Origin of the sequence: Celeribacter ethanolicus (assembly GCF_001550095.1) — a bacterium.
Classification (GTDB): Bacteria; Pseudomonadota; Alphaproteobacteria; order Rhodobacterales; family Rhodobacteraceae; genus Celeribacter; species Celeribacter ethanolicus.
The window spans coordinates 1-24,048 of the sequence record NZ_LRUC01000018.1 but is presented as its reverse complement, the minus strand read 5'-3'; the positions used below and the strand labels follow the sequence as shown (position 1 = coordinate 24,048).

At 59.2% G+C, this 24,048-nt stretch carries 22 protein-coding genes; 11 read left to right on the top strand and 11 right to left on the bottom strand.

The genetic code is table 11. The features are described from left to right. Nucleotides 1–2 precede the first annotated feature (2 nt). Genes NH195_RS08030 through NH195_RS08020 form a run of 3 tightly spaced genes read right to left on the bottom strand, consistent with a single transcriptional unit; the run spans nucleotide 3 to nucleotide 1,369 of the window. Nucleotides 3–887 (bottom strand): DUF7146 domain-containing protein, encoded by an 885-nt coding sequence (locus NH195_RS08030; RefSeq protein ID WP_066705366.1) that lies wholly within the window; start codon nucleotides 885–887, stop codon nucleotides 3–5. After that, nucleotides 884–1,189 (bottom strand): hypothetical protein, encoded by a 306-nt coding sequence (locus NH195_RS08025; protein WP_066705364.1) that lies wholly within the window; start codon nucleotides 1,187–1,189, stop codon nucleotides 884–886. Before NH195_RS08025 ends, NH195_RS08030 begins: the two co-directional genes overlap by 4 nt. A 3-nt stretch (nucleotides 1,190–1,192) precedes the next feature. After that, nucleotides 1,193–1,369, bottom strand: coding sequence for a helix-turn-helix transcriptional regulator (locus NH195_RS08020; protein ID WP_081423838.1), 177 nt, complete (start codon nucleotides 1,367–1,369; stop codon nucleotides 1,193–1,195). A gap of 757 nt (nucleotides 1,370–2,126) precedes the next feature. On the opposite strand from NH195_RS08020, the gene NH195_RS08015 reads away from it, so the two are divergent. Next, entirely contained in the window at nucleotides 2,127–2,627 is a 501-nt protein-coding gene (locus NH195_RS08015; protein ID WP_066705359.1) for a hypothetical protein, read from the top strand. 146 nt (nucleotides 2,628–2,773) lie between these two features. On the opposite strand, the gene NH195_RS08010 is transcribed toward NH195_RS08015, so the two are convergent. The 4 genes from NH195_RS08010 to NH195_RS08000 form a co-directional block, all read right to left on the bottom strand. Then, nucleotides 2,774–3,265, bottom strand: a complete 492-nt coding sequence (locus NH195_RS08010) for a hypothetical protein (protein ID WP_066705356.1) — start codon at nucleotides 3,263–3,265, stop codon at nucleotides 2,774–2,776. Next, on the bottom strand, nucleotides 3,265–3,666 hold the full coding sequence (locus NH195_RS08005; protein ID WP_066705352.1) for a helix-turn-helix domain-containing protein: 402 nt from the start codon (nucleotides 3,664–3,666) through the stop codon (nucleotides 3,265–3,267). The genes NH195_RS08010 and NH195_RS08005 overlap by 1 nt, the downstream gene beginning before the upstream one ends. 2 nt (nucleotides 3,667–3,668) lie before the next feature. Beyond that, the gene (locus NH195_RS21135; RefSeq protein WP_155846113.1) at nucleotides 3,669–4,103 is read right to left on the bottom strand and encodes a hypothetical protein; all 435 of its coding nucleotides are present in this window, start codon (nucleotides 4,101–4,103) and stop codon (nucleotides 3,669–3,671) included. A 217-nt stretch (nucleotides 4,104–4,320) separates the two neighbouring features. Then, nucleotides 4,321–5,526: a tyrosine-type recombinase/integrase gene (locus tag NH195_RS08000; RefSeq protein ID WP_066705349.1), complete on the bottom strand. Its 1,206-nt coding sequence runs from the start codon at nucleotides 5,524–5,526 to the stop codon at nucleotides 4,321–4,323. Nucleotides 5,527–6,159: 633 nt separating this feature from the next. Between NH195_RS08000 and NH195_RS21445 the strand changes: the two genes are divergently transcribed. Then, nucleotides 6,160–6,534 carry a hypothetical protein gene (locus tag NH195_RS21445; RefSeq protein WP_066705347.1) on the top strand — a complete coding sequence of 125 codons (375 nt, stop codon included), beginning with the start codon at nucleotides 6,160–6,162 and terminating at the stop codon, nucleotides 6,532–6,534. A 241-nt stretch (nucleotides 6,535–6,775) separates the two neighbouring features. Here the strand turns inward: NH195_RS21445 and NH195_RS21130 are convergent, their stop codons facing one another. Next, nucleotides 6,776–6,940, bottom strand: coding sequence for a hypothetical protein (locus NH195_RS21130; protein WP_155846112.1), 165 nt, complete (start codon nucleotides 6,938–6,940; stop codon nucleotides 6,776–6,778). Here NH195_RS21130 and NH195_RS07990 point away from each other — a divergent pair. The 6 genes from NH195_RS07990 (at nucleotide 6,939) to NH195_RS07965 (ending at nucleotide 15,584) form a co-directional block, all read left to right on the top strand. Continuing rightward, entirely contained in the window at nucleotides 6,939–8,684 is a 1,746-nt protein-coding gene (locus NH195_RS07990; RefSeq protein ID WP_155846111.1) for a hypothetical protein, read from the top strand. The genes NH195_RS21130 and NH195_RS07990 overlap by 2 nt on opposite strands. Before the next feature lie 246 nt (nucleotides 8,685–8,930). After that, a complete protein-coding gene (locus tag NH195_RS07985) occupies nucleotides 8,931–9,605 on the top strand; it encodes a BapA/Bap/LapF family prefix-like domain-containing protein (RefSeq protein ID WP_066705344.1) in 675 nt (224 codons plus the stop codon). A gap of 20 nt (nucleotides 9,606–9,625) precedes the next feature. Beyond that, the gene (locus NH195_RS07980) at nucleotides 9,626–10,891 is read left to right on the top strand and encodes a TolC family protein (protein ID WP_066705343.1); all 1,266 of its coding nucleotides are present in this window, start codon (nucleotides 9,626–9,628) and stop codon (nucleotides 10,889–10,891) included. 22 nt (nucleotides 10,892–10,913) lie between these two features. Then, nucleotides 10,914–13,052 carry a type I secretion system permease/ATPase gene (locus tag NH195_RS07975; RefSeq protein ID WP_081423837.1) on the top strand — a complete coding sequence of 713 codons (2,139 nt, stop codon included), beginning with the start codon at nucleotides 10,914–10,916 and terminating at the stop codon, nucleotides 13,050–13,052. Continuing rightward, entirely contained in the window at nucleotides 13,049–14,227 is a 1,179-nt protein-coding gene (locus NH195_RS07970; protein ID WP_081423836.1) for an HlyD family type I secretion periplasmic adaptor subunit, read from the top strand. The genes NH195_RS07975 and NH195_RS07970 overlap by 4 nt, the downstream gene beginning before the upstream one ends. Before the next feature lie 37 nt (nucleotides 14,228–14,264). Then, complete coding sequence (locus tag NH195_RS07965; RefSeq protein WP_066705340.1) at nucleotides 14,265–15,584, top strand: BamA/TamA family outer membrane protein; 1,320 nt, start codon at nucleotides 14,265–14,267, stop codon at nucleotides 15,582–15,584. On the opposite strand, the gene NH195_RS07960 is transcribed toward NH195_RS07965, so the two are convergent. Continuing rightward, the gene (locus NH195_RS07960; RefSeq protein WP_066705337.1) at nucleotides 15,581–16,816 is read right to left on the bottom strand and encodes a glycosyltransferase; all 1,236 of its coding nucleotides are present in this window, start codon (nucleotides 16,814–16,816) and stop codon (nucleotides 15,581–15,583) included. The genes NH195_RS07965 and NH195_RS07960 overlap by 4 nt on opposite strands. A 165-nt stretch (nucleotides 16,817–16,981) precedes the next feature. Here NH195_RS07960 and NH195_RS07955 point away from each other — a divergent pair, with 165 nt between their 5' ends. After that, nucleotides 16,982–17,425 (top strand): hypothetical protein, encoded by a 444-nt coding sequence (locus NH195_RS07955; protein WP_066705335.1) that lies wholly within the window; start codon nucleotides 16,982–16,984, stop codon nucleotides 17,423–17,425. A gap of 162 nt (nucleotides 17,426–17,587) precedes the next feature. Here NH195_RS07955 and NH195_RS07950 read toward each other — a convergent pair whose 3' ends face one another. Both NH195_RS07950 and NH195_RS07945 read right to left on the bottom strand, forming a co-directional pair. Continuing rightward, entirely contained in the window at nucleotides 17,588–18,226 is a 639-nt protein-coding gene (locus NH195_RS07950) for a response regulator transcription factor (RefSeq protein ID WP_066705333.1), read from the bottom strand. Between the two features lie 119 nt (nucleotides 18,227–18,345). Continuing rightward, complete coding sequence (locus NH195_RS07945; RefSeq protein ID WP_066705331.1) at nucleotides 18,346–20,409, bottom strand: hybrid sensor histidine kinase/response regulator; 2,064 nt, start codon at nucleotides 20,407–20,409, stop codon at nucleotides 18,346–18,348. 334 nt (nucleotides 20,410–20,743) lie between these two features. Here NH195_RS07945 and NH195_RS21125 point away from each other — a divergent pair, with 334 nt between their 5' ends. Further along, nucleotides 20,744–22,606 (top strand): BapA prefix-like domain-containing protein, encoded by a 1,863-nt coding sequence (locus NH195_RS21125; protein WP_066705328.1) that lies wholly within the window; start codon nucleotides 20,744–20,746, stop codon nucleotides 22,604–22,606. A 214-nt stretch (nucleotides 22,607–22,820) separates the two neighbouring features. Beyond that, nucleotides 22,821–24,048 (top strand): BapA/Bap/LapF family prefix-like domain-containing protein (locus tag NH195_RS20805; protein ID WP_081423835.1); only part of this gene is annotated, 1,228 nt, incomplete at its 3' end.

Genomic DNA, 24,048 nt, shown 5'->3' with positions numbered 1-24,048 from the left:
GTTCACAGCGCCCCCTCCCGTTCCCGCAGCACGTCATTCCAGTCTTTCCCTTCGGGGGCCGTCATGAGCGAGACCTGCCAGCCCATGTCCGAGGCCCGCCGGGCCAGTTGCTCCGCCGCCGCGCGTCCGGCAGGATCACCATCCCCGGCAATGGTTAGCAGGCCCGGTTGTTGCGGCAGGCGCAGGGAGATCATCCCGGACGCGCTTAAAGCGGCCCAGATCGACGGGCGATCTTTAATTAGGCCCGAGGCGAGGGAAAGAGCGGTTTCGATCCCTTCCGCGACCACCAAACGCCCGTAGCCCCTAATTAGGCGCGCAGCTCCGCCCTTGGTGCGCCCGAGCATGGCCTTGGCGGGCGTGACGGGGGCCTTACCGCTCCCATCGGTACGTAGGTAAGTGCGATGCACCGCAAACCCGGTCCCGCCCGATACGTAGCTCATAAGGGCTGGCAGCCGCTTGGCGCTCGGGTGCCAGCAATTCTCTACGTAGCGTAGCGTATCAGGTAGCGCGCAACTGATCCCGCGCCTACGTAGGTAGGTCTCCGCTACGCTACGGTAGATAGGTTGCGCGACCTCCCAAAGCCGCCGTGCCTGTTCCGAACGCTTACGGTGCTCCGCCTCCGCCTTGGCCCGCCGCGCCGCGTCTCGTTCGGGATCGATGGCCGGATTGCCCTGCAACGTGCTCCGATCCATACCGCCCACCTCAAGCGCCGCGCGAATGTCCGCGTAAGAGCATCCCGCGTGGCATTTGAGCAAAATGCGTCCGTCATTTCCTAATGCGATACTGAGACTTGGCCTGCGATCTTCATGTGAAGGGCAAAGTGCCATACCGTAATGGCCGTGCCAGCGCCCGCCGAGCTGACGGGTCAGGTTCTCCGCGCGGCTCATTCTTTGGTCTCCCGATTCATTCCCTCGGGAAGTGCGTCCAATTCCGGCCAATTCGCGCCCGTAGACCTGTGTTGGAGCGCGCGCAGCGCCTCGCGGGTGACGAAGTACCCGACCGTCTTCCAGCGCGCCCGAGCACAGGGTTTTTCGCGGGTGCATTTTTGAAACAGCCACTGCACCCCATCGCGACAGATCGCGACCCGGTAGCGGCCATGTGTGACAATGACGCAGCGATAGTTCGCGGCGGTTTCGCAATGGCCCTGATTGGCCGAGACATTGCCGGGCGTCGGGCTTGATCCCTCCATCGCTTACACCTCCCGGCTTGCAAGCCAGCGGCGCAAATCCGCCTCGCGCCACCCGACCGCTCGGCGTCCCAGCCGCACCGGCTTCGGGAAAAGCCCCTCGGCCATCATCGCGTAAATCGTCGAGCGGGACAGGCCCACCATATGTTCGACCTCGGGTCGTCTCAGAACACGGCTTTCCATTTTGGACAAACCTCCTCTGTTCCGCGCCAAGAGCTTTGACGCGGTCATGTTTCTGGCGATATGAGGGAGTGGGTCTTGCTGAGTCCCAACTCGTCGGGACCGATGTTAGCGCATCGGTTCCGACACAAGCCGCCTACCACCGGGAAGCGCCTCGCAAGGCCGAAATAAGCGCAAGACGGGGGCAGAATTCAAATGAAATCGACTTATGAACTCAGGCTTAAAGTACGTAAGTCAATATAGACGACATGCGCCCCAGAGGCGAAAATAAATACAATTTATCAATATGATAATCCTGTTTCGAGATTTCAAATTTGCCAATCAAGGGTATATAAGCGCGCCCTTCGTTATTTACCTATTCGGATAGTCATAGTTTCAAAACCCCTGCTTTTGAGAGCCATTGAGATTGCAAACCGTTAATAAGCTTATGAACCGATAAATACCCAGCTTATTTACTCCAAGCTGACGATTTCAGACGGCGTTTTCGGACAAATCAGATCGAAAACGGGTGCCGAAGCCGCCAAAACCTCGAATCAAAAAATACCCATTTTCAGAATGCGCGAACCTTTCGATGAGAGCTGTGGCTCCATTTCACAAAGGAATTCAGCAAATGTCCGATTTCTTCGTCTGCACAGATCAAAACATTTCTGCACTTTTCCACGCGTTTCTTTGACTATCATTGCACCTCAGAATTTGGGCGATATAGTTTCACGGCATTGGAGGAGCCTCATTGCTTAGATCAGTATTCAGAGGCCTTATTGTGGTGCAAACCGCTTTAGTTGCAGCGCCAATTTTCGCCGACCCGCTCTGGGAACCAAATGACTTTGATGGGGTCTATGTGCGGCTAAATGACGACGCAACCAACGGTTGCTGGACCAACATTCGCGAGACGAAAAAGTACGCAGAAGACCAACTGGCACTCGCAGGATTCAACGTAATAGACGAGCCCGAATTTAAAGCAGAACTTCCGCACGCTCCGCACCCTTTACTCCGCGAAAATATCGCAGAATACAACCTACACGTACGAGCCTCCCGCGAAGACAGTGGTGTTTGTATTGGCTACTTGAACTCGACATTTCGCGGCGCGATTGCTCCGGGCTACGACCAGAGCAAGCTCATCGTTGGGCAAATAGGATTTCCATATGTCTGGACGGTGTGGGACTCAAAAAACCTGAACGAATACATGTTCGATCAGGTGAAAGATACGATTGAGGCATGGATCAAGCTTGGGATCGACCTGGACATTTCAAAAACCAATTAGATTCTCGGCAGGAGAAAGTGAACATAAATCGTGCAGAAGCCATCCCGCGCTCCACGAAGCTCGCTCAAATGTCGAGTCCGATCCGACACTAAAAAACCGGCGCGATAGCGGCGCCGGTCACAACACATGGCAAATGCAGTATTCCTTCAGTCAACTCGCTCATTGAGAGACGGCAAAGGCGGCATCATAATGCCCGTTTCCGCAGTATGATGACTAAAGAGTGCCCGAAAGTAGGGGTAGGTCGCAAAGCGAACGACCTTATTGAAAAAGACAGCGACGTGATCACCATCCTTTCCTTCAAGCCCCTCATAAGTAACCAAATAGTTTGTCGATAGTTTGAGCACTTTCTTCCGGCCATACTTAATAGAAGCAGTCCAGCTATACTGCCCTATCGCGACACCTTCCTCTTCGATAAAGTCGAGAGCTTTGCATACACCAGAAAAATCATGAGCCATGTTACCAAGGTCTTCGAGTACACGGAAAATTTCTGGTTTCACGGAATACTCAGACCCGATCAGCCTGATTTCGGACAGTATCGCCGAAACGGAGATGTCAGCATAAACTTCATAGTCGAATTCGAACTTTTCGCTATGTGGTTTAACCTCGCTAGTTTCAGCTTTTGGGATTACACCAGCCATCACGCAGCTACTCTTTCGACCTTCGCATTGTGATTGGTCGGCGCTTGCTCTTTCCATACGGACGAATTTCCACGCGCCACATAAAGCCTGAACTCTTGGACACGTCGAGTGTTCACCGGGCGTCGAATGTCTTGTTTCGAGATCAACTCAAACTCTTCCCCCAGCGCTTCCTGAATGCGAGCAATCGTCTTCAGAGTCAGGTTTGCACCTTTCGTCGAGAAGATCTGTGAAACTCGCGCCGGCGTCATCCCCAAACGCTCAGCCAGTTGTTTGTTCGTAACGCCGTTGCGGTTCATTGCTTTCTGAAGCGCGACCTGAACCGAGAAAACGAGTGCCTCAATCGCGAACGCTTCTTTTTCGCCGTCATTTTGAGGGCCAAACAGCTCTTTATTGATCGCCATCTCTATTCTCCAAAATTGCGTGCTACTCGTTTTAGCACCTCTTGATCTGCCCTATTTTTTTTCTTGATTACGGCTTCTGGGCATTCAAATTGTCTGGGCGGGCCATCATTCCAACACCCGTACACGCGGAGTTGATACGACTTTCCAACATATATCATCACATTCTTGCTCTTTTGTCCTCCGGTCGGAAAACGACCTTCGGCCTTAAACTGTTCTTCATTCAGGTCTTCAGGACCTTGCTCACACAGGTGTTCGAAAATATTCCCAATACGTCCCCGATCTTTTGGCGGCGCCTTCTTGAGGATTTTGATCGCTTTTTTCGAAAGCCATACCTCACAATAGGCTCCTTCAGCGACTTTTTCGTACCCATCTTTCAAAGCAACCTGCCTGAATTTTGTTAAGCTATAACTAAACCGCTCGCGCGCACTGTCAACCAACTAGTGCTGACAGCAAAAGAACACCAAATATGTGTGCAGAAAAGACATAACTTATGCGCAGTATCCTTGCAGCAAGAATCTCATAACACACCAAGATCAACTCTCCTGCCGCTGAATTCATCCGGCGCGCGCTCCTGAAAAGCCCTAGCGTGTGGATCTCTCGAATGAAATCCTTGGAAGCTAGGCTGTGTCGTTGAGGCCAAGCCTCCTGCTCCTCCTACCCACCCACAAACCCCACCCACTTCTCCAAAAGCCCCCGTCTCTGCTCCACCATATCCGTGCGCCGGTACGCCCTTTCCACCTCGCTTCCAACAGTATGCGCCAGCGCCAACTCGGCTTGAATGTGATCAACGCCATTCTCTGCCGCCCAATCGCGGAAGGTGGAGCGCAGGCCATGCGGGACGGCTGGGCGGTTGGAGCGAGGGTCTAGGAAGCGTTTGCTGCCGGTTTCCTGTGCTTTCTCGTCAATCCGTCGCATGACCGCAGACAGGGACATATCCGAGAGTGGACCGTTGCGGGTCGAAAAGAACACATGGTCACAGCCCTTCACCCGGGGCACCGCCTTGAGTAGGCTCACCGCCGTATCGGGAAGCGGCACACGATGTTCGCGCCCGGCTTTCATCCGCTCTGCCGGAATGACCCACAGACGGTTGTCCAAATCCACCTCGTTCCAGACCATCCCGCGCACCTCGCCCGAACGCGCGAGCGTCAGGCACAGGAAGCGCAGCGCCATGACACTCATTCCGTCCCGCGCCAACAGCGCCTGCCAGAATTCGGGCATATCCGCGACACGCACCGCCGCATGGTGGCGCTTGCTGGCGACCTTGCCGGGCTTGGGCAGCAATTCCGAGAGATTGCCTTTCCAGATCGCCGGGTTTGCATCGGTGCGGAACCCCGACACGCTCGCCCATGACAGGACCGCTTCCATGCGTTGCCGCAGCCGGGTCGCGGTTTCGGTTTTCGTCGTCCAGATCGGCTCAAGCACCCGCAGCACGTCATGCACGGTCAGGCTATCGACCGGCAGCGCCCCGATGATCGGCACGGCATACGTGTCCAGCGTAGACCGCCATTGCTTTTGGTGTTTCTCGTTCCGAAGCTCCCGCACCTTCACGTCAATGTAGCGATCCACAGCATCCGCGAAACTCAGCCGGGCGCGTGTCTTGCGGCGTTCCTCAATCGGGTCCAGCCCGTCGATCACCATGCGCTTATTCTCAATCGCCTTGTCACGCGCCATGGCGAGGGTCACAACCGGGAAAGACCCGAGACCGGTCTCCCTGACCTTCCCGCGCACAGTGAGGCGCTGAATCCAGTTTTTCCGACCATCCGGTTTGACCCGCAGACGCAGCCCCATGCCGCCCATATCCGAATAGCTCCCCGGCGCTTGAATATTTCGCACGAAGGTCGCCGTGAGTTTCTTACCCATCCCGTTTCCCATAAAAAACTATACTATGTTCCCTCTTTTGTTCCCCCTTTTAAAACGGGAAATAGCAGGAATCCACAAGAATTAGTCGGAACGCGAAAATCGACTAATACGTTGTTATATTAGGAACAAAATGCAAATTTCAGGAATACCCCAGAATCTACGATGGGCGACACCTCCTCCGCCATCTCATTTTTCACATCATGCAAAAACAATGACTTAAGCGATTTTTGTGCACAAATTTGTGCTACAAATTGTGAAACGTCGTCGACTGTCTCTTACGGCGCCTCAATCGCTCCCATCTATGCGGATTTGAGAGGAGGGGCGGCGTGACCGGCGCCAAGACATTGACCCTGAAATACGATGGGCTCAGACAGAGCAAATCCTAGGGAGCAGAAGGTCACTGAGCCGCGGAAAAGTCTCCTTGAGGTACTTCGGCACGATCAACAAGTGGACTTGGACACGCGCTCTGAATCTTGCCGACGAGCTTCACAGCGTGGCTGAAAGGACCGGTCCACTGTCCATGTTGAAGGAAGTTCGGATTCGTCTGACAGCGCAAAATTATGAATTGCTTGAATATATACTTTAGTTGTAACATTTACTTTAGTTTATATCTTGCTGAGGCGGTGATCTTCGATGGCCTGGTTGAAGAGCGGTCTTTCCTCCCGGGATGATAGGGGGGCTGAGGGCCATGATGTTCTTGTGAAAGCGAAAATCCTTTACGGATGTATGGCGATAGGTCTTGTGATCCCGGTTTTCGCAATTGCCGGGGTGATATCGGCCTATTGGTCTCAAAGAGAAAATTCGATATCGGATGCCCATTTTCTCTATATTATTCGAACATTCTGGATTGGGGCGGCCTTGTTCGGACTCGTTGCGCTGGGGGCTTTCGGGGGCGCGCGATTTTACGTTGTGGCGGGCGCAATGGTCTGGGTGGTAACTCGTATCGTCGTGGGGTTTGTGGCGGCATGTTTGGGGCGATACCCATCGGGTGCTGTCGCATTTGCATGATAAAGATGACGTTTTCGGCTCTTCGTCTGTTTTCTCGAAAGGCACTAAGCTTTATGCGCTTGTGGTCTGGATATGCTCTGGTCGAGCATGATGTTGCAAAGGGATAGATTTATACATACTATCGGTGGTAATAGGTCTGCGTTTGCCGCTTTCGGATTCGTTCGTGGTGTGCAATTGCGCGTAGGCCCGGTCTTGTCTTCGTCGTGAGTGCGACAAGATGCGATCACTTAGCATGGAGAGCCTAGAGAGTGGCGAAGGATAAGACTGCGAGCGACGTTGGGGTGCGCAAGGGGGCAGGTGATATCGCCTCCAGTTTCAGCGCATCCATTCCGAGCGCTTCGAGCGTTTCTTCCTCGAATGGTTCCGGGCAAACCGGCTTTTCTGTCGCGGCCAGTGCGATCGGCATGGGCCTGGCTGCGCAGTCCGGCGGGCTTGGGGCTCAGGCGGCCCCTGTCGCGACCGGGGCTGGCGCGTCCAATGCAGTGATCTTTTCCACCGATCAGGGGGGCGTGTCGCCACTGTTCGCCTCTGACGTCACCGTGGAAGACGGTGTTCGTGTCCTGTCCGATTTGAGCGACGGGGCGCTGGTGGCGGGCTTCGAGAGCGACTTGTTCGATGAAGCGAGTCTGGCGGATGTTCTGGATGCGGCGGCAGATGGTGTTGCGCTGTCCGGAGGCGCGATCAAAACGGCCGCCGACATTCCCGTCGCGACCTCTTTGCCGGAAGATGCCAGCGAAGACGGGGTGGCGTCCACCCTGACCGCGGTCACATCCTTGACGCAGACTGCCACGGAAGAGGGTGTCGATCTGCTGGACAGTCTTACGGCGGATGACGGTGTCGTGGGCGGGTTGCTGGACGGCATTGTCGGCGAAGACGGTTTGCTGGACAGTCTGCTGGGCGATGAGGGGTTCATCGACGATCTGCTCGACGCGCTTCTTGGCGAAGATGGTCTTCTCGGCGGTCTCCTGGGCGAGGATGGGTTGCTTGGCGGTCTTGTCGGCGACGAAGGGCTTTTGTCCGGTCTGCTCGGTCAGGATGGCGTTCTGGATTCACTGGTGGGCGAGGGCGGACTGCTGGAAAGCCTTGCCGGAGAAGATGGGCTGCTCGACGCTCTGGTCGAGGTTCTCGTCGGGGACGATGGTCTGTTGGGCGGGCTCTTCGGCGATGACAGCATTCTGGACGATCTGCTCGGAGACGTTCCTCTTGTGGGCGATCTCCTTGGCGATGATGGTCTTTTGACGGGCCTTCTTGATCCGCTGCTTGGTGAAGACGGTGTCGTCGCCGGGTTGGTGGGGGAGGACGGCCTTGTGGCGGGCGTGCTCGATGAAATCGTCGGTGAAGACGGTCTTCTCGACGAGTTGGTCGATGATGTGCCGCTTCTCGATCCGTTGCTTGGCTCGGACGGCCTTGTCGGGACCTTGCTCGGAGAGGATGGGCTGGTCGGAACGCTTTTGGGTGGAAACAGTCTCTTGGGCGGTCTGCTTGGAGGCAGTGAAGACACCGCCGCCGTTGAGGACGAAGTCCTTGCCAGTGAAACGGCCGAGATCGCGAGCCCGGTCGACGAGGCTGTCGAGGCTGTACCCGAGGCCGTGGAAGCTGTTGTCACGGGGGTCGGGGAGGCGGTGGATGCCGTTGGTGACGGCGTTTCCGATCTGGTGGACGGCGATGACGGCTTTCTGGATGGCTTGCTTGGTGGGGGTGCCGTCGAGGGCGATCCGGGAGCGGAGGACCCGCTTCTGGCCGGGCTTCTGGGGGACGACGATCCCTTCGGCCTTGCGCTCGATGACGCAGCCGTGGGGGCAGGGGGTGTCGTTGACGATCTCTTTGCCGGGCTCGCCGGGATTGAAAGCCTTGCAGGGATGCTTGTCGATGGTGGCATCATTGATCCGACAGACACTCACGGTCCGGCTGTGGAATACGACCCGGAGGTTGACGGCCTGTTGAGCGACATCCTTGGGCTCGGCATGGGGGACATTCTCGGTGCGGATAGTGAATTTGGAGCGCTTCTCGATGGGGATGAGGGGGCTGGTGATGGCGGTTCCGACGGCATTCTGGGGGACGCGGTTGTGGAAGAGGCGCTTGGCGCGCTCTTCGGCGATGGCGACAGTTTGCTCTCGGGGCTTGGCGTCGGTGATGAGGGAGACGTTTGAGGGCTCTGAGTTAAACTTACGTATGGGAATATAGTTCGCATAGCTCTTATCGTGTTGCCTTCGGTGGGGTTTTTATGCCACTCTATACAAGGTGTTTGTATTCCATTCTTTAGAATAGTTTTCCTATCCCAAAAGTGGCGGAAAGCTGTTAATAGATGATTCCAAGATATACCTTTTATTTGTGCCGCATGGATGCGGGGTCGAGGATTGGGTGTGGCGTTGAAATTCTGGGGGACGGAGAAATAGATGCCCGTTGAGGTTGTGTTGCGCAGTTATGGCGATGAAGGGGAAGCCCAGCGACAGGTCGCGTCACACCTTTCTCTTGAGGTGCCGCAGCAACTCTTTCTGTCGGTATCCGCACAAGATATTTCCGGATATGAAAAAATCGGCACGGATCTGACGGTCGAATTCGCTTCGGGAGACTCTCTCTACGTCGACGATTTCTTTGTCATGGGCGAGAACGGAGATTACAGCCGTCTGGTCACTCAGGCCGGAGATGTCCTGGTGACCGGACTGATGGCCCCCGAGCCCGAGTTGCAGGCAGGTGCTGATGTCGCAAGCGAAATGTCGGTGTCTGACGCGCCTCAGGCGCCATCGGAGGCGGGCGAGGGGATCGCGCACGAGGGCACCGATCCGCTTTTGCTGGTGGGGGCCGGATTGGCCGGCCTGGCGACATCGAGCGCCGTGGACTTTTTCGACGACAGCTCCTCGCAGGGCGGCAGCCCGAAGAGCGCGGCTGTCGATGCGCTTGCGGCAAGCGAGCTTGAGGAGCGCCTGATGGCGATTGATGCCGATGAGGACGCTGTCGCGCTTGGCGAGGCGGATGTCGAAACATCACCTGAAATCAATGTTTTGTTTGGCAATCTCACGGATGCCGGTTCCGACCTGCTGTCTGATCTGTTCGCGGAAAATACCTTATGAAACGAGATAGCAGTTCCCGGATGTTCCGTTCCTTTCGCTTGCGCATTGCGCTCGGTGTGCTTGCATCGTCGACTGTTCTGTTGATGTCGAGCGCGGGGTCTTTCGCACAGATGTCGCTTCAGGAAGCCACCCTGATCGCGACCGAACAGGACCCGCAAGTGAATGCGCTGCGTCAGCAGGTCAGCCGCAGGACCATCGAGATTCAGGCTGCGCGAGACGCATATTTCCCTTCGATCAGCCTCTCGGCGGAGAGCAGCACGACCGATGGCGATGGGGCGGGCGTTTCGCTCACTGTCACGCAGGTTCTGTTCGACTGGGGGCTGATCCGCAGTGAGATCAAGGCCGCGTCTCATGTCCGGGTTCAGGCGATTTCCGATCTGAAAATGGCGGTCGAGGATCTGACATTCAACCTGGCGGGCTATTTCCTCGATGTCGAGGTGATGGACCGCAAGATCGCGCGCACCCGCGACTACCTGTCTTTTGCGCGCCGGATCGCCAAACAGGCCGAAGATCGGGCCCGCGCAGGTGTGAGCGATGCGGCGGAGGTTGCGCGCGCGCGTCTGGAGATTGTCCGCGCCGAAGATCAGATGGCACAGCTTGTCGCCAACCGTCAGATGGCGCTGTCGCAGCTCGCCTATCTCATCGGGCGCGATCCCGGCGGGGTCGCCGACATTCCCGCGCTCGGTTTCGCGGAGATTTACAAGGACCCCGCGCGACTGAAGACAGCCGTGCGTATTTCCCCTGATTATATTGCCGCCCGCGCTGCGGCGGATGAGGCCGAAGCCGGTGTCGAGACCGCAAAAGCCGCGCGTTTCCCGACGATCTCGCTTCAGGCGCAGGGGCGTGTCGATCTCGATGGTGGCAACAGCCGCACGGCGGTCGGGATTGCGACCAGCATGAATCTGAGTTCGAGCGGTCTGGGGCGGCGCGAAGTTCAGGCGGCGGAACTGGAGCTGGCCGCGGCCCAGTCGACGATGAGCGGGGTCGAGAAGGATCTGACCAATGCCGCGACCACCGCGCTGGTCAGCCTTGAGATGCTGCGTCGGAGCGAAATGTCCCGCGCAGCGCAACTGACGGAATCCCAGCGGGTCCTCGACACCTATGAACAGCAGTTCATCGGCGGTCAGCGCGAATTGATTGATCTGCTGACCACGGGGCGCGATCTCTACGATGCCGAGATTGAACAGATCGACAGTTATGATGAACGCAAACGCACGGAATACGAGACCGCGCGCGACCTTGGTGTGCTGGGGACATTGATCCTGTCGTCATCGGTCGGACAATGAGGGCTGGGAGAGGATTGGACCTTTGAAACAAGAACAATTCATATCAGACCCACTTGCCCTCGGGTTGATCGAGCTATGCCGGGTTCAGGGCGTTTCCACATCTCTGGCGCAACTCACCGACGGTCTGCCGGCGAAGGCCGGGGAGCGTATGAGCCCCGATCTGGCGCCGAGCGCGCTGCGGCGCGCCAATATGAGCTGCCGGATCAGCCGTGAAAGCCTCAGTGCCTTCCCGACACACAGCCTGCCGGTTCTGCTGTTTCTGAAAGAGGGGCACATTGTCGTCCTTGAGGCCCTGTCCGACACCGAGGCCAAGGTCATCCTGCCGGAAGCCGGCGGTGGGCGCGCGATCTGGGATCGGGCGACGCTCGAAGAGCGTTTTGACGGGCGCATCCTGATCTCGAAGCCGCTCGATATCGTGTCCAATCGACTGGACCAGAAGAAGAAGGACGGGCGTCACTGGATTTTCGGCCCGGTGATGGAAAACTGGTGGGTGTACCGCGATGTGATGCTGGCCTCTCTGGCGGCCAATATTCTGGCGATCGCGACGGCGCTGTTTTCCATGCAGGTCTACGACCGGGTGGTGCCGAACAACGCCTTCGACACGCTGTGGATTCTCGCCAGCGGCGTCGGCATCGCCATTGTGCTCGAAGTGGCGCTTCGGATCGTGCGCGCCTCTCTGGTCGACGTGTCCGGGCGTGATCTCGATCTGCGGCTCTCGGCGCAATTGTTCAACAAGGTCGCCAATATGCGTCTGGCGCATCAGCCCGGCTCGTCTGGCGTCTTTGCCAATCAGGTGCGTGATTTCGCGACGGTGCGGGAGTTTTTCACCTCCTCCACCGTGACCGCGATCTGCGATCTGCCTTTCGTGCTGATCTTTGTCGGCATCATCGCCTTCATCGGCGGGCCGATTGCCCTTGTCGTTCTGGCCGGTGTCATCCTGACCGTTCTGCCGGGGATTTTCCTGCAAAAACGTCTGGCGGCAGCCTCGCGCGAAAATACCCGTGAAGGGGCGGCGCTCAACGGACTGTTGCTGGAAACCATCTCGAACCTCGAAACCGTCAAGGCCGCGCGCGCCGAGGGCCGGTTGCAACGCGCCCATGCGCAGTTGACGGCCACCATGGCGACCACCGCCGTGCGCACCCGCGAGATCACCTCGCTGATGACCAACATGGTCAGCGCGGTGCAAAAAGTCGCCTATGCCGGGGTGATCATCACTGGCGTTTATCTGATCAGTGCCGGGGAACTGACCGTTGGCTCGCTCATCGCCTGTACGCTTCTGTCGAGCCGCACCATGTCGCCGATGGGGCAGGTCTCGGGCCTTCTGGCGCGTTGGCAACATGTGCGGGCCGCGATGGAAGGGCTCGACAAGATCATGTCGCTTCCGGTCGAGCGCCCGTCCGACCGCCATTTCGTGCGTGCGCCGAACCTCTCGGGGGCGTTTGCTCTCGAAGAGGTGACCTATCGTCACGATCCCTCCGCGCCGCCGGTGATCTCCATTCCCGCGCTCGAGATCAAGGCCGGGGAGCATGTCGCGCTTCTGGGCGGCAACGGGGCGGGCAAATCGACCCTGCTGCGTCTTCTGTCCGGTCTGACCGATCCGGCCACCGGCAGCGTTCTTCTGGACAATCTCGCGATGAGCCAGATCGACCCGATCGACCGGCGCCGCCAGATCGGCTATCTGCCGCAGAGCGTGGCCCTGTTCCAAGGGACGCTGCGCGACAACCTCCTGCTCGACCACGGCACCCATAGCGATGACGAGCTGCTTGAGGCGCTGGATGCCGTCGGGCTGGGCGAGTTCGTGCGCCGCCATGTGCGCGGGCTCGATTTGCAACTCACCGGCAACAGCAATGTTTCCGGCGGGCAAAGACAGTCGATCGGTCTGGCGCGCATCCTGTTGCAGGACCCGAAGATCGTTCTGCTGGATGAGCCCACCTCCGCCTTCGATCACGTCACCGAAGCCAAGGTGATTGCGCATCTCAAGGAATGGCTGCAAGGGCGCACGACGATCATTTCGACCCATAAACGGGAATTGCTGAGCCTGACCGAGCGGGCGATCGTCCTCAAGGAGGGCCGTGTGGCACGAGATGGCGATCTCTTGAAAATCCTCAATGCCGCCCGTGCGACTTCCGTACAGAAACATCCGGTTAAAGCTGTGACATGAGCACCAGTCATACAGACCTGATCGAAACCAGCTACATTGACGGCAGCTATCGCCGTCAGACGCTGAAAAAGGCCCGGCTTACGATCAAACTGATCGTTCTGTCCATTGCGATTGCGATCGGCTGGGCCGCTTTGGCGCAGGTCAACGAAATCACTCGCGGCGACGGTCGGGTCATTCCGCTGCGCCGGATGCAGACCATTCAGAGCCTCGAAGGCGGTATCCTCGCCGAGCTTCTGGTGCAGGAAGGGGACATCGTCGATGAAGGGCAGGTTCTGGTGCGGCTTGACCCGACGCGTTCCGAGTCCGCCTTTCTTGCCACCCAATCGGAAATCGTCGCCCTGAGTGCCGAAGTGGCGCGTCTGGAGGCGGAGGTGCTGGAACGTCCGGTGCTCGATTTCGGGGACGACCCGAATGAGGCGGAGGCGACCGAATTGCGCCTGTTCGAGGCGCGGCGCACCAAGCTGGAGGCGTCTCTTTCGGCGCTTGAGGCGGAACGGGCGACGATCCGGCAACAGATCGACATCACCAGCCCGCTCACGGCGCAGGGGGCGGTCAGCCGCATCGACCTTTTGCAGCTCGAACAGAAATTCGCGGAGCTGGACGGCAAGATCAACGAGACCCGCAATGTCTATGTGCAGGACGCTTACAAGGATCTGGCACAGCGGCGCGCCAAGCTGATGTCTCTGGAACAGGATCTGGTTCAGAAACGCGATGAATATCAGCGCACGGAACTGCGTTCTCCGGTGGCCGGGCGGGTGAACAATATCGAGGTCACCACGCTGGGCGGCGTGATCAAACCGGGCGAACCGATCATGGAGATCACGCCCACGGACGATCAGCTTCTGATCGAGACCAAGGTTCTGCCACGGGATGTCGCCTTCGTGGCGCCGGGCATGCCCGCGAGCGTGAAGATCACCGCCTATGATTTTTCCACCTATGGCGATTTGCGTGGCACGGTGACGCAAATTTCCGAGGACACGGTGGAAGAAGACACCGCGCAGGGGCCGCAGGATTTCTACCGGGTCATGGTGCGGACAGAACGCAGTTATCTCGAACGCTACGGCGAGCACTACGCCATCCGCCCCGGCATGCTCGCGCAGGTGGACATTGAAAGCGGCAAGCGCTCGGTTCTGAGCTATTTGACCCGTCCTCTGATCAAGGCGCGTCTGCGATAAGCGCCATTCCTGACATCTGACGAAGAGAGTTCCCAACGTGTTGCAGTTCAAACAAGGCCTTCGCTTTGGCCGTCCCGGTTCTTTCGGTGCGCTTGCCACCTGCTGCGCGGTGCTCAGCGGCACCGTGTTGTCCGGCCTGCCGGCCTGGTCGAACGTGGCTCAGGTCGTCGAGGTGCGGGGGGCGGAATTCATTCCCGCCGACGACATTCAGGCCACCTGTGGCGTTGAGGCCGGGGTGGCCTATTCCGCGCTTGAGTTGCGTGCCATCGAGGGCTGTCTGATGTCGACCGGGGTGTTCGAAACTGTGCGCCTTTATACCGAGGCGCAGACGCTGGTGATCGAGGTGCAGGAACTCAACACTCGTCCGGGCAAGATCGAAGCCATGCTGGCTTACGACTCGCAGGACGGGCTTCTGGGGAGCCTCGCTTTCGAGCAGTACAATTTCCTGCCGAAAACCTTCGCGACGCTGAGCCTCGATTACAATGACGAGGTGGAGCGGATTTCCGGTGCGCTCTATCGTGCGGATGCTTTTGACGCTCACACCGATCTGGGGCTGCGCTTCTCGGCGATGCGGCGCGAGTATGACGATGTCAGCTACACGCAGGAGCAAATCCTGGGCGAGGTCTTTGTCGCCTGGACGCCATCGGATGCGCTTCGGATCGAGACCGGGATCGGCTATCGCGACTATCGGCTTTTCGATGTCGAGGCCGGGGCGAGCGCGCTATTGGTTCAGGAGGAGACGGACAGCATTTCCGAGCCTTTCCTGCATATGTCGCTGTCCTACGGTGAGCCGATCTTCGGCGGGCAGGGGGCCTATCGCCTTCGGCTCGACCAGTACCTCTGGAATTACGGTTCCGATGAGCGCCTGTTCGACACCCGGGTTCAGGCCAATGCCACGCTGCCGCTCGCGGACGGGTTGAGCCTTCTGGTCGGGCTGAACGGCGGCAAGGTTCATGGGCTGGACGACAATGACACGCGGGGGATCGACCGCTATTTCCCCGGCGCGAACACCTTTCGCGGCTTTGCGCCGCGCGGGATCGGGCCGCGCGACAGCGGCGATGCCCTAGGCGGCAATCAGTTCTTTGTCGGGTCTCTGGAGCTGCAACAGGAATTCGGCGATGTCTGGAATGCCCCTCTGCGCGGCGGCGTCTTCCTCGACAGCGGGGCGGCCTGGGGGCTGGACAATACCCTGTCGGGAGGCATCGACGACGGTTGGCATCGGCGCACGAGTGTGGGGCTGACCCTGACGCTCGATGTCGGAAACACGCCCGTGTCGCTTTATCTGGCCAAGCCACTGGAACAGGAAGACGGGGACGAGACCCAAGCCTTCGGGTTCAGCATCAGCACCCGTTTCTAACCTGCCGAACGGGCGCGCCGGTTGTCCATCGCGAGGCGGAAGAGCCGCATGTAGCGCGGGGCGACGGCGGCCAGGCTGTAGGCCTGTCGGGCCAATTGGCGCGCCGCGGTGCCATAGCGGTAGCGGCGTGCCGGGTCGTCCATCAGGGCAAGGATTTCCGCGATCCACGCCGCATCGTCATCGGGCAGAAGCCGTCCGTTGACGTCATCCTGAATGAGCTCGGCGGCATAGCCGCGATCCGGGGCGATCACACAGCCGCCCCGTCCGAGGATTTCCACCAGCCCCCAATTCGCCACACCGTATTTGAGCGGATAGAGAAACAGGTCGATCCCGGAGATTTCGCGGACGAACTCATCGTAAGGCAGCTTGCCGGGGAAGCGGATCTTCTCTGCCGCATGAGGGTAGACGCGCAAAAGGTGATCGCGGAACGAGGCCACGGCCCCGTCGTAGTGACGCGCGACCCATTGCGCTTCAAAGCCGTAGGTTGTGGCCTCGGCGTCTCCCAGAGCGATGAACTCGGCCTCGACGCCGCGCGCGACAAGCTGGTCCACGAGGCGCACATAGGTCTCGAAGCCTTTCGCGCTCGACAGATCGCGCGCGGAAAAGCCGATGGTGAAGGGGCGCGGGGCGTCCGCAGGCTCCGGTGTCGGATCGGAGGCGAAATCGAACCCTTCGAGCTGCACTTCGATATTCGACCTCAGGGCCTGCGGGAACATGGATTTGGCGTGATGGCTCGGGCAGATCACCAGATCGCTGCACAGCGCCTGGTGGAAATGCAGCATTTCCATGTTGCGATCCCCGATCCGCTGCGCCTCGTCTGGCGGGTAGGACGGGTCCCAGCCATGCGCACGATAGCTCGGGAATTCGATATAGCTGACAATCGCTGCGTCGATTTCATCGTAAAGGAAATGCGGCGCGCCCCACAGAGAATGTGTGACCACGACGTCGATCTTCTTATGTGTCTCGAAGGTTTTGAGCGCCTTCAGGAGCCCGCGTGAAATACGCGCGGAACGCTCGACCTTTGCCGAATAGTAATAGCTTTGCGGTCCGACGATTTTGCCGTCGGGGGTAAAGCCCAGAATATGCGGCCCGTGGTGCAGATTCTTGTTTCGATACCCCGGTGTGGTCAGGAAATAGCTGTCTGCCAGGCCATTGCTGCGCAGATAATCGCAGAGCCCGCCGAATTGCCCGGGGTAGACGGAGCCGGCGAAGACGATTGTGGGCTTGGTCATGTCTGTTCTCTTTATGTGGCGGCTTCCAGAAAAGCCTGTTGGCAGAAAATATGCCACCCCAAAAGAGAAAAAAGTATACATACTTAAGATATGAACCTAACCTAAAGACATTATTTAGATGCGTGTGATTCGTCCCTGTCACGAACGAGAGAAATGAGATCCGGTATGTACCAGCCCCAGATTGTCATCCCGTCCGTCACCCAAGGCGCGCTTTTTGCGAAGGCGCCGAAAGAACGTCTCATGCTGGTTTTGGCAGACTGGCCGCATCTGCCCTATGAATTGAGCCATCCCGGCACCGGGTGGAAAGCATGCCTTTTACGGTCGCAAGAAGAGAGCAGAGCCCTGACTATGGTGCGCCAATTTGCAGGATGTCTTGAGGCGCTGGTGATTGATGAAGATTTCTTCGGGTCGCCAGAAGACACTGCGGACGTATGTTACCAAATTCGCCGGATGGTGCCCGGCATTCGTATTTTGGCCATCGCAACGGAAATGTGGGTGGATGGTGCCCGGCTTCAGGATCTCGGAGCCAGTGACGACACCCTCCTCAGCCGTTGCCCGATGGGCATACTCGAGACGTTGCAAGCCGATGATGATTCATCTCACCACTGAACAGGTCAGGCCCCCAGCCCGCAAAAGTTCGCCCCTCCGTGAACTTTAAGCCTGATCGTTTCCCCCTCATCGGCTTGCAACGGCCTGTGCCAGAAACAAAATCGTCCGCTGAGGCTCAACCTCCGCGGACGATCCCTGTTAGATCCTTGTCTGGCTGCGGTGTCAGATCAGGTTCATGTCGCGCGCCACAATCACCGCCTGTGTCCGGTTGTTGGCGCCCAGTTTCGAACAGATGGATTTGACGTGCATCTTCACGGTGGCTTCCGCGATGCCCAGAGTTTCGCCGATGTCACGGTTCTGCTTGCCCTCGGACAGAAGATCGAGCACTGCCATTTCGCGGTCGGACAGGGTGGCATTGCCGGTTTCGCGCGATTTGACTCTTTTCTGGTCGATCAGTTCGACGGGAACATAGCGTCCACCGGCGGCCATGAAGCGGATTTCATTGGCCAGGTCTTTCAGAGAGGCCGTCTTGAGGATCACACCGGCGCCGCCCAGAGACAGGATTTCCGAAACGACATGCGAGGAAGGGTTGCTGGTCAGGAGGCCGACGGGTTTGCCCGCGTTGTGTTCCAGAGCTTTCCCCAAGCCGGACACTCCGTTCATGCCGGGCATGTTGAGATCGACAAGCACGAGATCGAAAGCGCCATTGCGGTCGATTTCCGCCACGGCTGCATCGAGATCCGGCGCTGTGTGAGCTTCCATATCCGGCAGGTTTGAGAGGTATTGCTTGAACATCTCAAGGACCATTGCGTGATCGTCGGCAATCAGAATGCGAAGTTTGGTGGGTTCAGATTGTGTCATATCTCTCTGCGATGGGGTTGGGGCGCTGTTGCTGATATTATTTTTTTCACCAGGGGCGTGCGCAAGATCTCCCGGCAGAGAGAGTGCGCCGTGCTTTGTGTCAATGTTCAAAAATGTATTCACCCCTGTGCTTGTGGTCGTGAGCTTATTTCCTCAATCGCCTGAAAAGTCGAGTCCAAAGCGTTTTCAAAGGAAGCAGCCAGTGCGTTAAGATTAGAACGCCTTTCGTCGACGGCAAGTTCCAGGGCCCGCAAGTTTTTTTCTATGGCGGCCAGTCCGGTCAGACCACAGGCCCCCGTTGCCGCATGAAGGCGCCGACCGGTGTCCGCTGTGATGCCGTCTTCCCGAATGCTTTCGAGAATTGCGCGGGCTTCCTCATGCGCCCTGAGCATAAAGGATTTGGTGCCTTCAACCCCGAGTTGATCCGTCAGGTCGTGAACTGTATCCAGAGCCAGAATGCCACATGTGGAGGGCGGGCTGCTCTCCTGTGTCGGGACGGCAGGGGCGCATGTTCCGGTCTGAGATTTCGTGCTTTCGGTGACGTCCTTGAGGGCTTTCAGAAGTAGCTGTGGACGAATGGGCTTGTCGAGAACACGGACAATTCCGGCCTCCTGACAGGCTTTTCGGATGCGCGCGTCGATATGGGCCGTCAGCCCCACAATCGAGCCGGACCACTTTAGGCGACCGCTCCGGAGTTTTTCCCGGATGCGCCGGGCCAGTTCGACGCCGCTCATGAACGGCAGGGTCATGTCGGTGAGAATGAGATCAATGTCTTTCTGACGCTCCTCCTGGGCCAGCAGGGCCAGCGCCTCCATGCCATTGCCCGCAGCGTAGACGGTCGCGCCGCCCTTGCGCAAAATATGCGTGAGCCAGTCACGGCTTGAGGGGCTGTCCTCGACCAGCAGGACGGAGATGCCCCGCAGAAGTGTCGTGGTCGCGCCGGCCTTCTCGGGTTCGGTTTTGAGCCGCGGTTCGGCCCAGTTGAGATCGAAGCTCGCCGTGATCGTCGTGCCGATGATCTCCGCATGTTCGGCGGAATCTTCCGTTGCGTTCCGGTAGCGGTCCCGCACGGTGATGCGCCCTCCCAGTTGATGCAGGGCATGGGCGAGAACATTCAGGCCAGCAGAGGTGCGTTCCGGGGGCGTGCTGGGCGGTTCGCCGGTTTCCTCTTGGCCTTTCAGATCAATGCTTTTCGGGCCGAGCGCGCGACGCAAGCGGAGCTTTTGGTCATCCGGCAGGCCGCCACCCAAATCCTGGACGTCCAGAACGATGCGCCAGCCCGTCTGGGCATCGGGGGCGGGCGTGGCAAAAAGGGCCTCGCAGCGGACCGTGATCTCGACGCGTGGCCCGCCATGTTTGACGGCATTGTCGAAGATGTTCTGACACAGGGCGCGGACGAAACGCACGGGCCCGTTGACCCAGATATCCTCCGCCGGTTCAAATCGCACCCGGATTTCCGTCTGCTTGGTTTTGGCGATCGGAAAGATCATCGCAAGAATGGCGCGGATCTCTTCCATGAGGCAAAAATCTTCGTCCTGCTGCAACCCGCTCGCGCTTTGTTCGCCCCGGATGACCGCAAGCACATTATTGATGTGATCGAGGGCGCGTTCCGCCGAGGCATGGAGCTGCGCACGGGTGGTGCCGATGTCCTGCCGCGGGCTGTCTCCGGTCGTATCGAGGACCGCATCTGCCGTTGCGAGAAGAGATTGGATGGGCGTGCGCAAGTCATGTGCAACCCGTAGCAGGGTCGCGGCGCGTGCCCGGTTCTCAAGCCAGGTGGATTCCTGCTCCGTTTCCGCCAGACGCAACAGAAAGCCGTTCGCCCCGTTGAGCGGAAGGTGCACGAGTTCCCCGGCGTGAGAGGTGGCGTCGACCTTGAGCGAAAGGGCGACACTGCCCGCCCGCAGGGCCTGCTGACACAGCAGAGGCCAGTCGAGTTTGTGCCGCAGGACATCTTCGCTCAGGCCAAGTTGCCTGGCGGCGGCGTTGGCGAGAAGCAGTTTGGCCGTCTCCGACAGCAAAGCCGCGGGCCGGCGGTCGGTTGCGATCATGCGGGCGATGGTCTGAAGAACGGGACGCGTGGCATTTTGTGCCGCGAGCTGGGCCTCGTTCGTGTCCCGGAGTGCAGCGGCGGGTGTTTCCGGGGGTGTCTGGCCTTTGTCCGGCGGGGGGGAATCGGTCACGATGGGCGCCCTCTTCTTGATGTCTCGATCCGTGTGATCTGCGTTGGGGAGCTTGTTCGGGGGATTGGAGAGAAACGCTTTTGGCAAACATTTCGCCGCAATCGTTTCGCAGGGGTGAACAGTCGCATATCTTCTTTAGTATTGGCGCAGAGCCTAGCCCGAAACAAGCTTGTGCCGTGGTTTTGCTACAACATTTTTCTAAGACTTTCTGTATAATATATCCTTACGTATATTGATCGAACTAAAGTATAGTGTATGACCATAGCCAAAGGGGTGTAATGCTCCCCCGTGATCTTTCGGCCGTTTCCGGCCCGAACCACCAGAGGACGTTAAAATGGCCAAAACCGTTGTTAAGGCAAACGCTGCTGTCGATGTGATGATCGGCGCTGAGAAGGGCGACATCAGCCGCTACATCAAATCCGGGGACGATCTCGTCGTCGAACTGAAAGGCGGAGACCGGATTACGGTCAGCGACTTTTATATGCCTGCGGCCGATGGCAGCGCCCACCGGCTGATGCTGGCGGACGGGTCCTTCAGCGGGATCGAAGGAATTTTCGACGGTGAAGAAGAGGCTGTTGGCCTCGGTGCGGGGATCATTCCGGATGATGTCGGTGCCGTTGCGGCCGCGTTCGGCGCCGCACTTTTGGCGGGGGGCGCGAGTCTCGGAGGCGGAAACGATGATGACGATGACGACAATCCGACCGATGAGCCGGGGCCGACGGATGAACCCGGCCCGACGGATGAGCCGGGCCCGACGGACGAACCGGATCCGACGGATACGGCGGAAGCTGGCGTGCTCGATTCCCTGGTCGGAGACGAGGGCCTTCTTGGTGGCTTGACCGGCAACGAGGGCACCCTCGGGGCGATCACCGGCTCCGAAGGGCTTTTGGGCGATCTGATCGGCAACGACGGTCTTCTGAGCGCCATCACCGGCGCCGGTGGCCTGCTCGGTGCTTTGACGGGCAGTGGCCTTCTGGGCGACGGCTCCTCGGTCAGCGACGACCCGCTGTCCAGCGTGACCTCGGTCCTGACGGACAGCAGCGGCCTGCTGGGAGGTCTGCTCGGCTCCACCGGCCTCACCTCCGCGCTGTTGGGCGACACCGGTCTTGTCGGTGGCCTGCTGACCGAAGACGGTCTTGTCGGTGGTCTGCTTGCAGAAGACGGTCTTGTCGGTGGCCTGCTTGACGAAAATGGTCTCGTTGGCGGTCTCTTGGCTCCGAGCGGCCTCGTGGGCGGGCTGCTGTCCGGGATTACCGGCCCCGGCGGTCTTTTGGACGGTCTGCTCGGCGACAACTCCCTGGTGGGAGGCCTGTTGGGCGACGAGGGCCTTGTCGGCGGTCTGCTTGACGGCGTGATCGGTGAGGACGGCCTCGTCGGTGGTCTTCTTGGTGAAGACGGGCTTCTGGGCGGCGTGACCGGTGATGACGGTCTGCTCGGCGGTCTTCTCGGGGGCGAAGATGGTCTGCTTGGCGGGCTGACCGGCGAAGATGGCCTTGTGGGAGGTCTTCTTGGTGGCGATGACGGCCTGCTGGGTGGCCTTCTGGGCGGCGAAGATGGCTTGCTTGGCGGATTGACCGGTGACGATGGCCTTCTCGGTGGGCTCCTTGGTGGCGATGACGGCCTGCTCGGTGGCCTTCTGGGCGGCGAGGATGGCTTGCTTGGCGGATTGACCGGGGATGATGGCCTTCTTGGCGGGCTCCTTGGTGGCGAAGATGGTCTGCTCGGTGGCCTGACCGGTGACGATGGCCTTCTCGGAGGTCTGCTTGGCGGCGAGGACGGGCTTCTGGGCGGTGTTTCCGGCATCGTGGACGGTGTGCTCGAGACCGCAGGTGCCGAAGATGGCCTGTTGGACCCGGTGATTGCCGATGGCGGTCTTCTCGGGGACGTGACCGGGAATTCCGGCCTGCTGGGCGATGTGACGGGCTCCGAAGGATTGCTGGGCGATGTGGTCGGTGACGAGGGTCTGCTTGGCGATGTTACCGGGGCGGACGGGCTTGTGGGTGATCTTCTTGGCGTCGGCCTTCTCGGCGATGGCACCGAAGGCGATGGTCTTCTGGGCGGTCTGACCGATGGCTTGCTTGGGGACGATGGTCTTGTCGGCGGTCTGCTCGGTGGCGAGGATGGCTTGCTTGGCGGTCTGCTCGGGGATGATGGCCTTTTGTCCGGCCTCGATCTCACAGACGATGGGCTGATCTGATCCGCGACCACGCGGTAAACTCAAAGGCTCCGTCGGTGACGGGGCCTTTTTTTATGGCGGAAACCGCCGGACGAAAATGGAAACAATGCGTTCTCTGTCAAAAAGCGCAATTATTCGTTTGACTAGGCCTTTTGGAGGAAAGATATATACTTTAGATGTAACTAATGCTTTTGTTTGGGCGATGGGAGCCCGGCAAGAATGAGGAGACAGACACATGGCCACCAGCTCCATTCAAGCGGGACAGGAAATCGGTATTCACCTTGATGTGCTGCGCGAAGATGTGCTTCGCTACACCCGCAAAGGGGATGATCTGATCATTGATCTGAAGAGCGGGGGGCAGATTCTGGTCAATGATTTCTATACTCCGGCAGAGAATGACTCCCTGCACAGTCTGGTTTTCGCAGACGGGACGGTGATGGGGGCCGAAGGCGCGATCGCTGCGGCCGGGTTGGGGACGGGCATGTCCGATCAGGCGCTGGCCGCGGCGGCATTTGGCGCACTTGGCCTTGGTCTGCTGGCTTCCGGTGGCGGTGGCGGTGGGGATAACCCGACGGACAGCACCGACCCGACGGACAGCACCGACCCGACGGACAGCACCGACCCGACGGACAGCACCGACCCGACGGACAGCACCGACCCGACGGACAGCACCGACCCGACGGACAGCACCGACCCGACGGACAGCACCGACCCGACGGACAGCACCGACCCGACGGACAGCACCGACCCGACGGACAGCACCGACCCGACGGACAGCACCGACCCGACGGACAGCACCGACCCGACGGACAGCACCGACCCGACGGACAGCACCGACCCGACGGACAGCACCGACCCGACGGACAGCACCGATCCGACGGATGGGGCGCAGCAGGGCTTCCTGGATCCGCTGATCGGGGATGAAGGTCTCCTGGGGGATTTGACGGGCAATAACGGTTTGCTGGGCGATATCACGGGGTCCGAAGGACTGCTTGGCGATCTCGTCGGCGCCGACGGGCTGCTCGGCGACCTCGGGACCGCGCTTTTGGGACAACCGATTCTCGGCGATGGCATCGTGAGCGAAGACACGGGACTTCTGGACGGTCTGGTGTCCGATACCGGTTTGCTCGGTGGGCTGACGGGCAACAGCGGCTTGCTTGGCGATGTCACGGGCTCCGAAGGGCTTCTGGGCGATCTGGTCGGCAATAATGGTTTGCTCGGGGATATCACCGGGGCGGATGGGCTTGTGGGCGATTTGATCGGCACCGGCCTGCTCGGCGCAACCGATGAAACCGGCGGCAGCGAAGGTGGGCTTCTGGGCGGGGTCCTGGGGGATGAGGGTCTGCTCGGCGGCCTGACTGGTGACGATGGTTTGCTGGGCGGTCTGCTTGGCGGGACCGACCTGCTTGGCGGCCTGACCGGTGATGACGGCTTGCTGGGCGGTGTGCTCGGAGGGGCGACGG

Excerpts from the sequence above, each read along its gene's own strand:
- NH195_RS08030 (WP_066705366.1), bottom strand. The coding sequence starts at position 887 with ATGAGCCGCGCGGAGAACCTGACCCGTCAGCTCGGCGGGCGCTGGCAC.
- NH195_RS08025 (WP_066705364.1), bottom strand. The coding sequence starts at position 1,189 with ATGGAGGGATCAAGCCCGACGCCCGGCAATGTCTCGGCCAATCAGGGC.
- NH195_RS08020 (WP_081423838.1), bottom strand. The coding sequence starts at position 1,369 with ATGGAAAGCCGTGTTCTGAGACGACCCGAGGTCGAACATATGGTGGGC.
- NH195_RS08010 (WP_066705356.1), bottom strand. The coding sequence starts at position 3,265 with ATGGCTGGTGTAATCCCAAAAGCTGAAACTAGCGAGGTTAAACCACAT.
- NH195_RS08005 (WP_066705352.1), bottom strand. The coding sequence starts at position 3,666 with ATGGCGATCAATAAAGAGCTGTTTGGCCCTCAAAATGACGGCGAAAAA.
- NH195_RS08000 (WP_066705349.1), bottom strand. The coding sequence starts at position 5,526 with ATGGGTAAGAAACTCACGGCGACCTTCGTGCGAAATATTCAAGCGCCG.
- NH195_RS21445 (WP_066705347.1), top strand. The coding sequence starts at position 6,160 with ATGGCCTGGTTGAAGAGCGGTCTTTCCTCCCGGGATGATAGGGGGGCT.
- NH195_RS07990 (WP_155846111.1), top strand. The coding sequence starts at position 6,939 with ATGGGCCTGGCTGCGCAGTCCGGCGGGCTTGGGGCTCAGGCGGCCCCT.
- NH195_RS21130 (WP_155846112.1), bottom strand. The coding sequence starts at position 6,940 with ATGCCGATCGCACTGGCCGCGACAGAAAAGCCGGTTTGCCCGGAACCA.
- NH195_RS07985 (WP_066705344.1), top strand. The coding sequence starts at position 8,931 with ATGCCCGTTGAGGTTGTGTTGCGCAGTTATGGCGATGAAGGGGAAGCC.
- NH195_RS07980 (WP_066705343.1), top strand. The coding sequence starts at position 9,626 with ATGTTCCGTTCCTTTCGCTTGCGCATTGCGCTCGGTGTGCTTGCATCG.
- NH195_RS07970 (WP_081423836.1), top strand. The coding sequence starts at position 13,049 with ATGAGCACCAGTCATACAGACCTGATCGAAACCAGCTACATTGACGGC.
- NH195_RS07960 (WP_066705337.1), bottom strand. The coding sequence starts at position 16,816 with ATGACCAAGCCCACAATCGTCTTCGCCGGCTCCGTCTACCCCGGGCAA.
- NH195_RS07955 (WP_066705335.1), top strand. The coding sequence starts at position 16,982 with ATGTACCAGCCCCAGATTGTCATCCCGTCCGTCACCCAAGGCGCGCTT.
- NH195_RS07950 (WP_066705333.1), bottom strand. The coding sequence starts at position 18,226 with ATGACACAATCTGAACCCACCAAACTTCGCATTCTGATTGCCGACGAT.
- NH195_RS21125 (WP_066705328.1), top strand. The coding sequence starts at position 20,744 with ATGGCCAAAACCGTTGTTAAGGCAAACGCTGCTGTCGATGTGATGATC.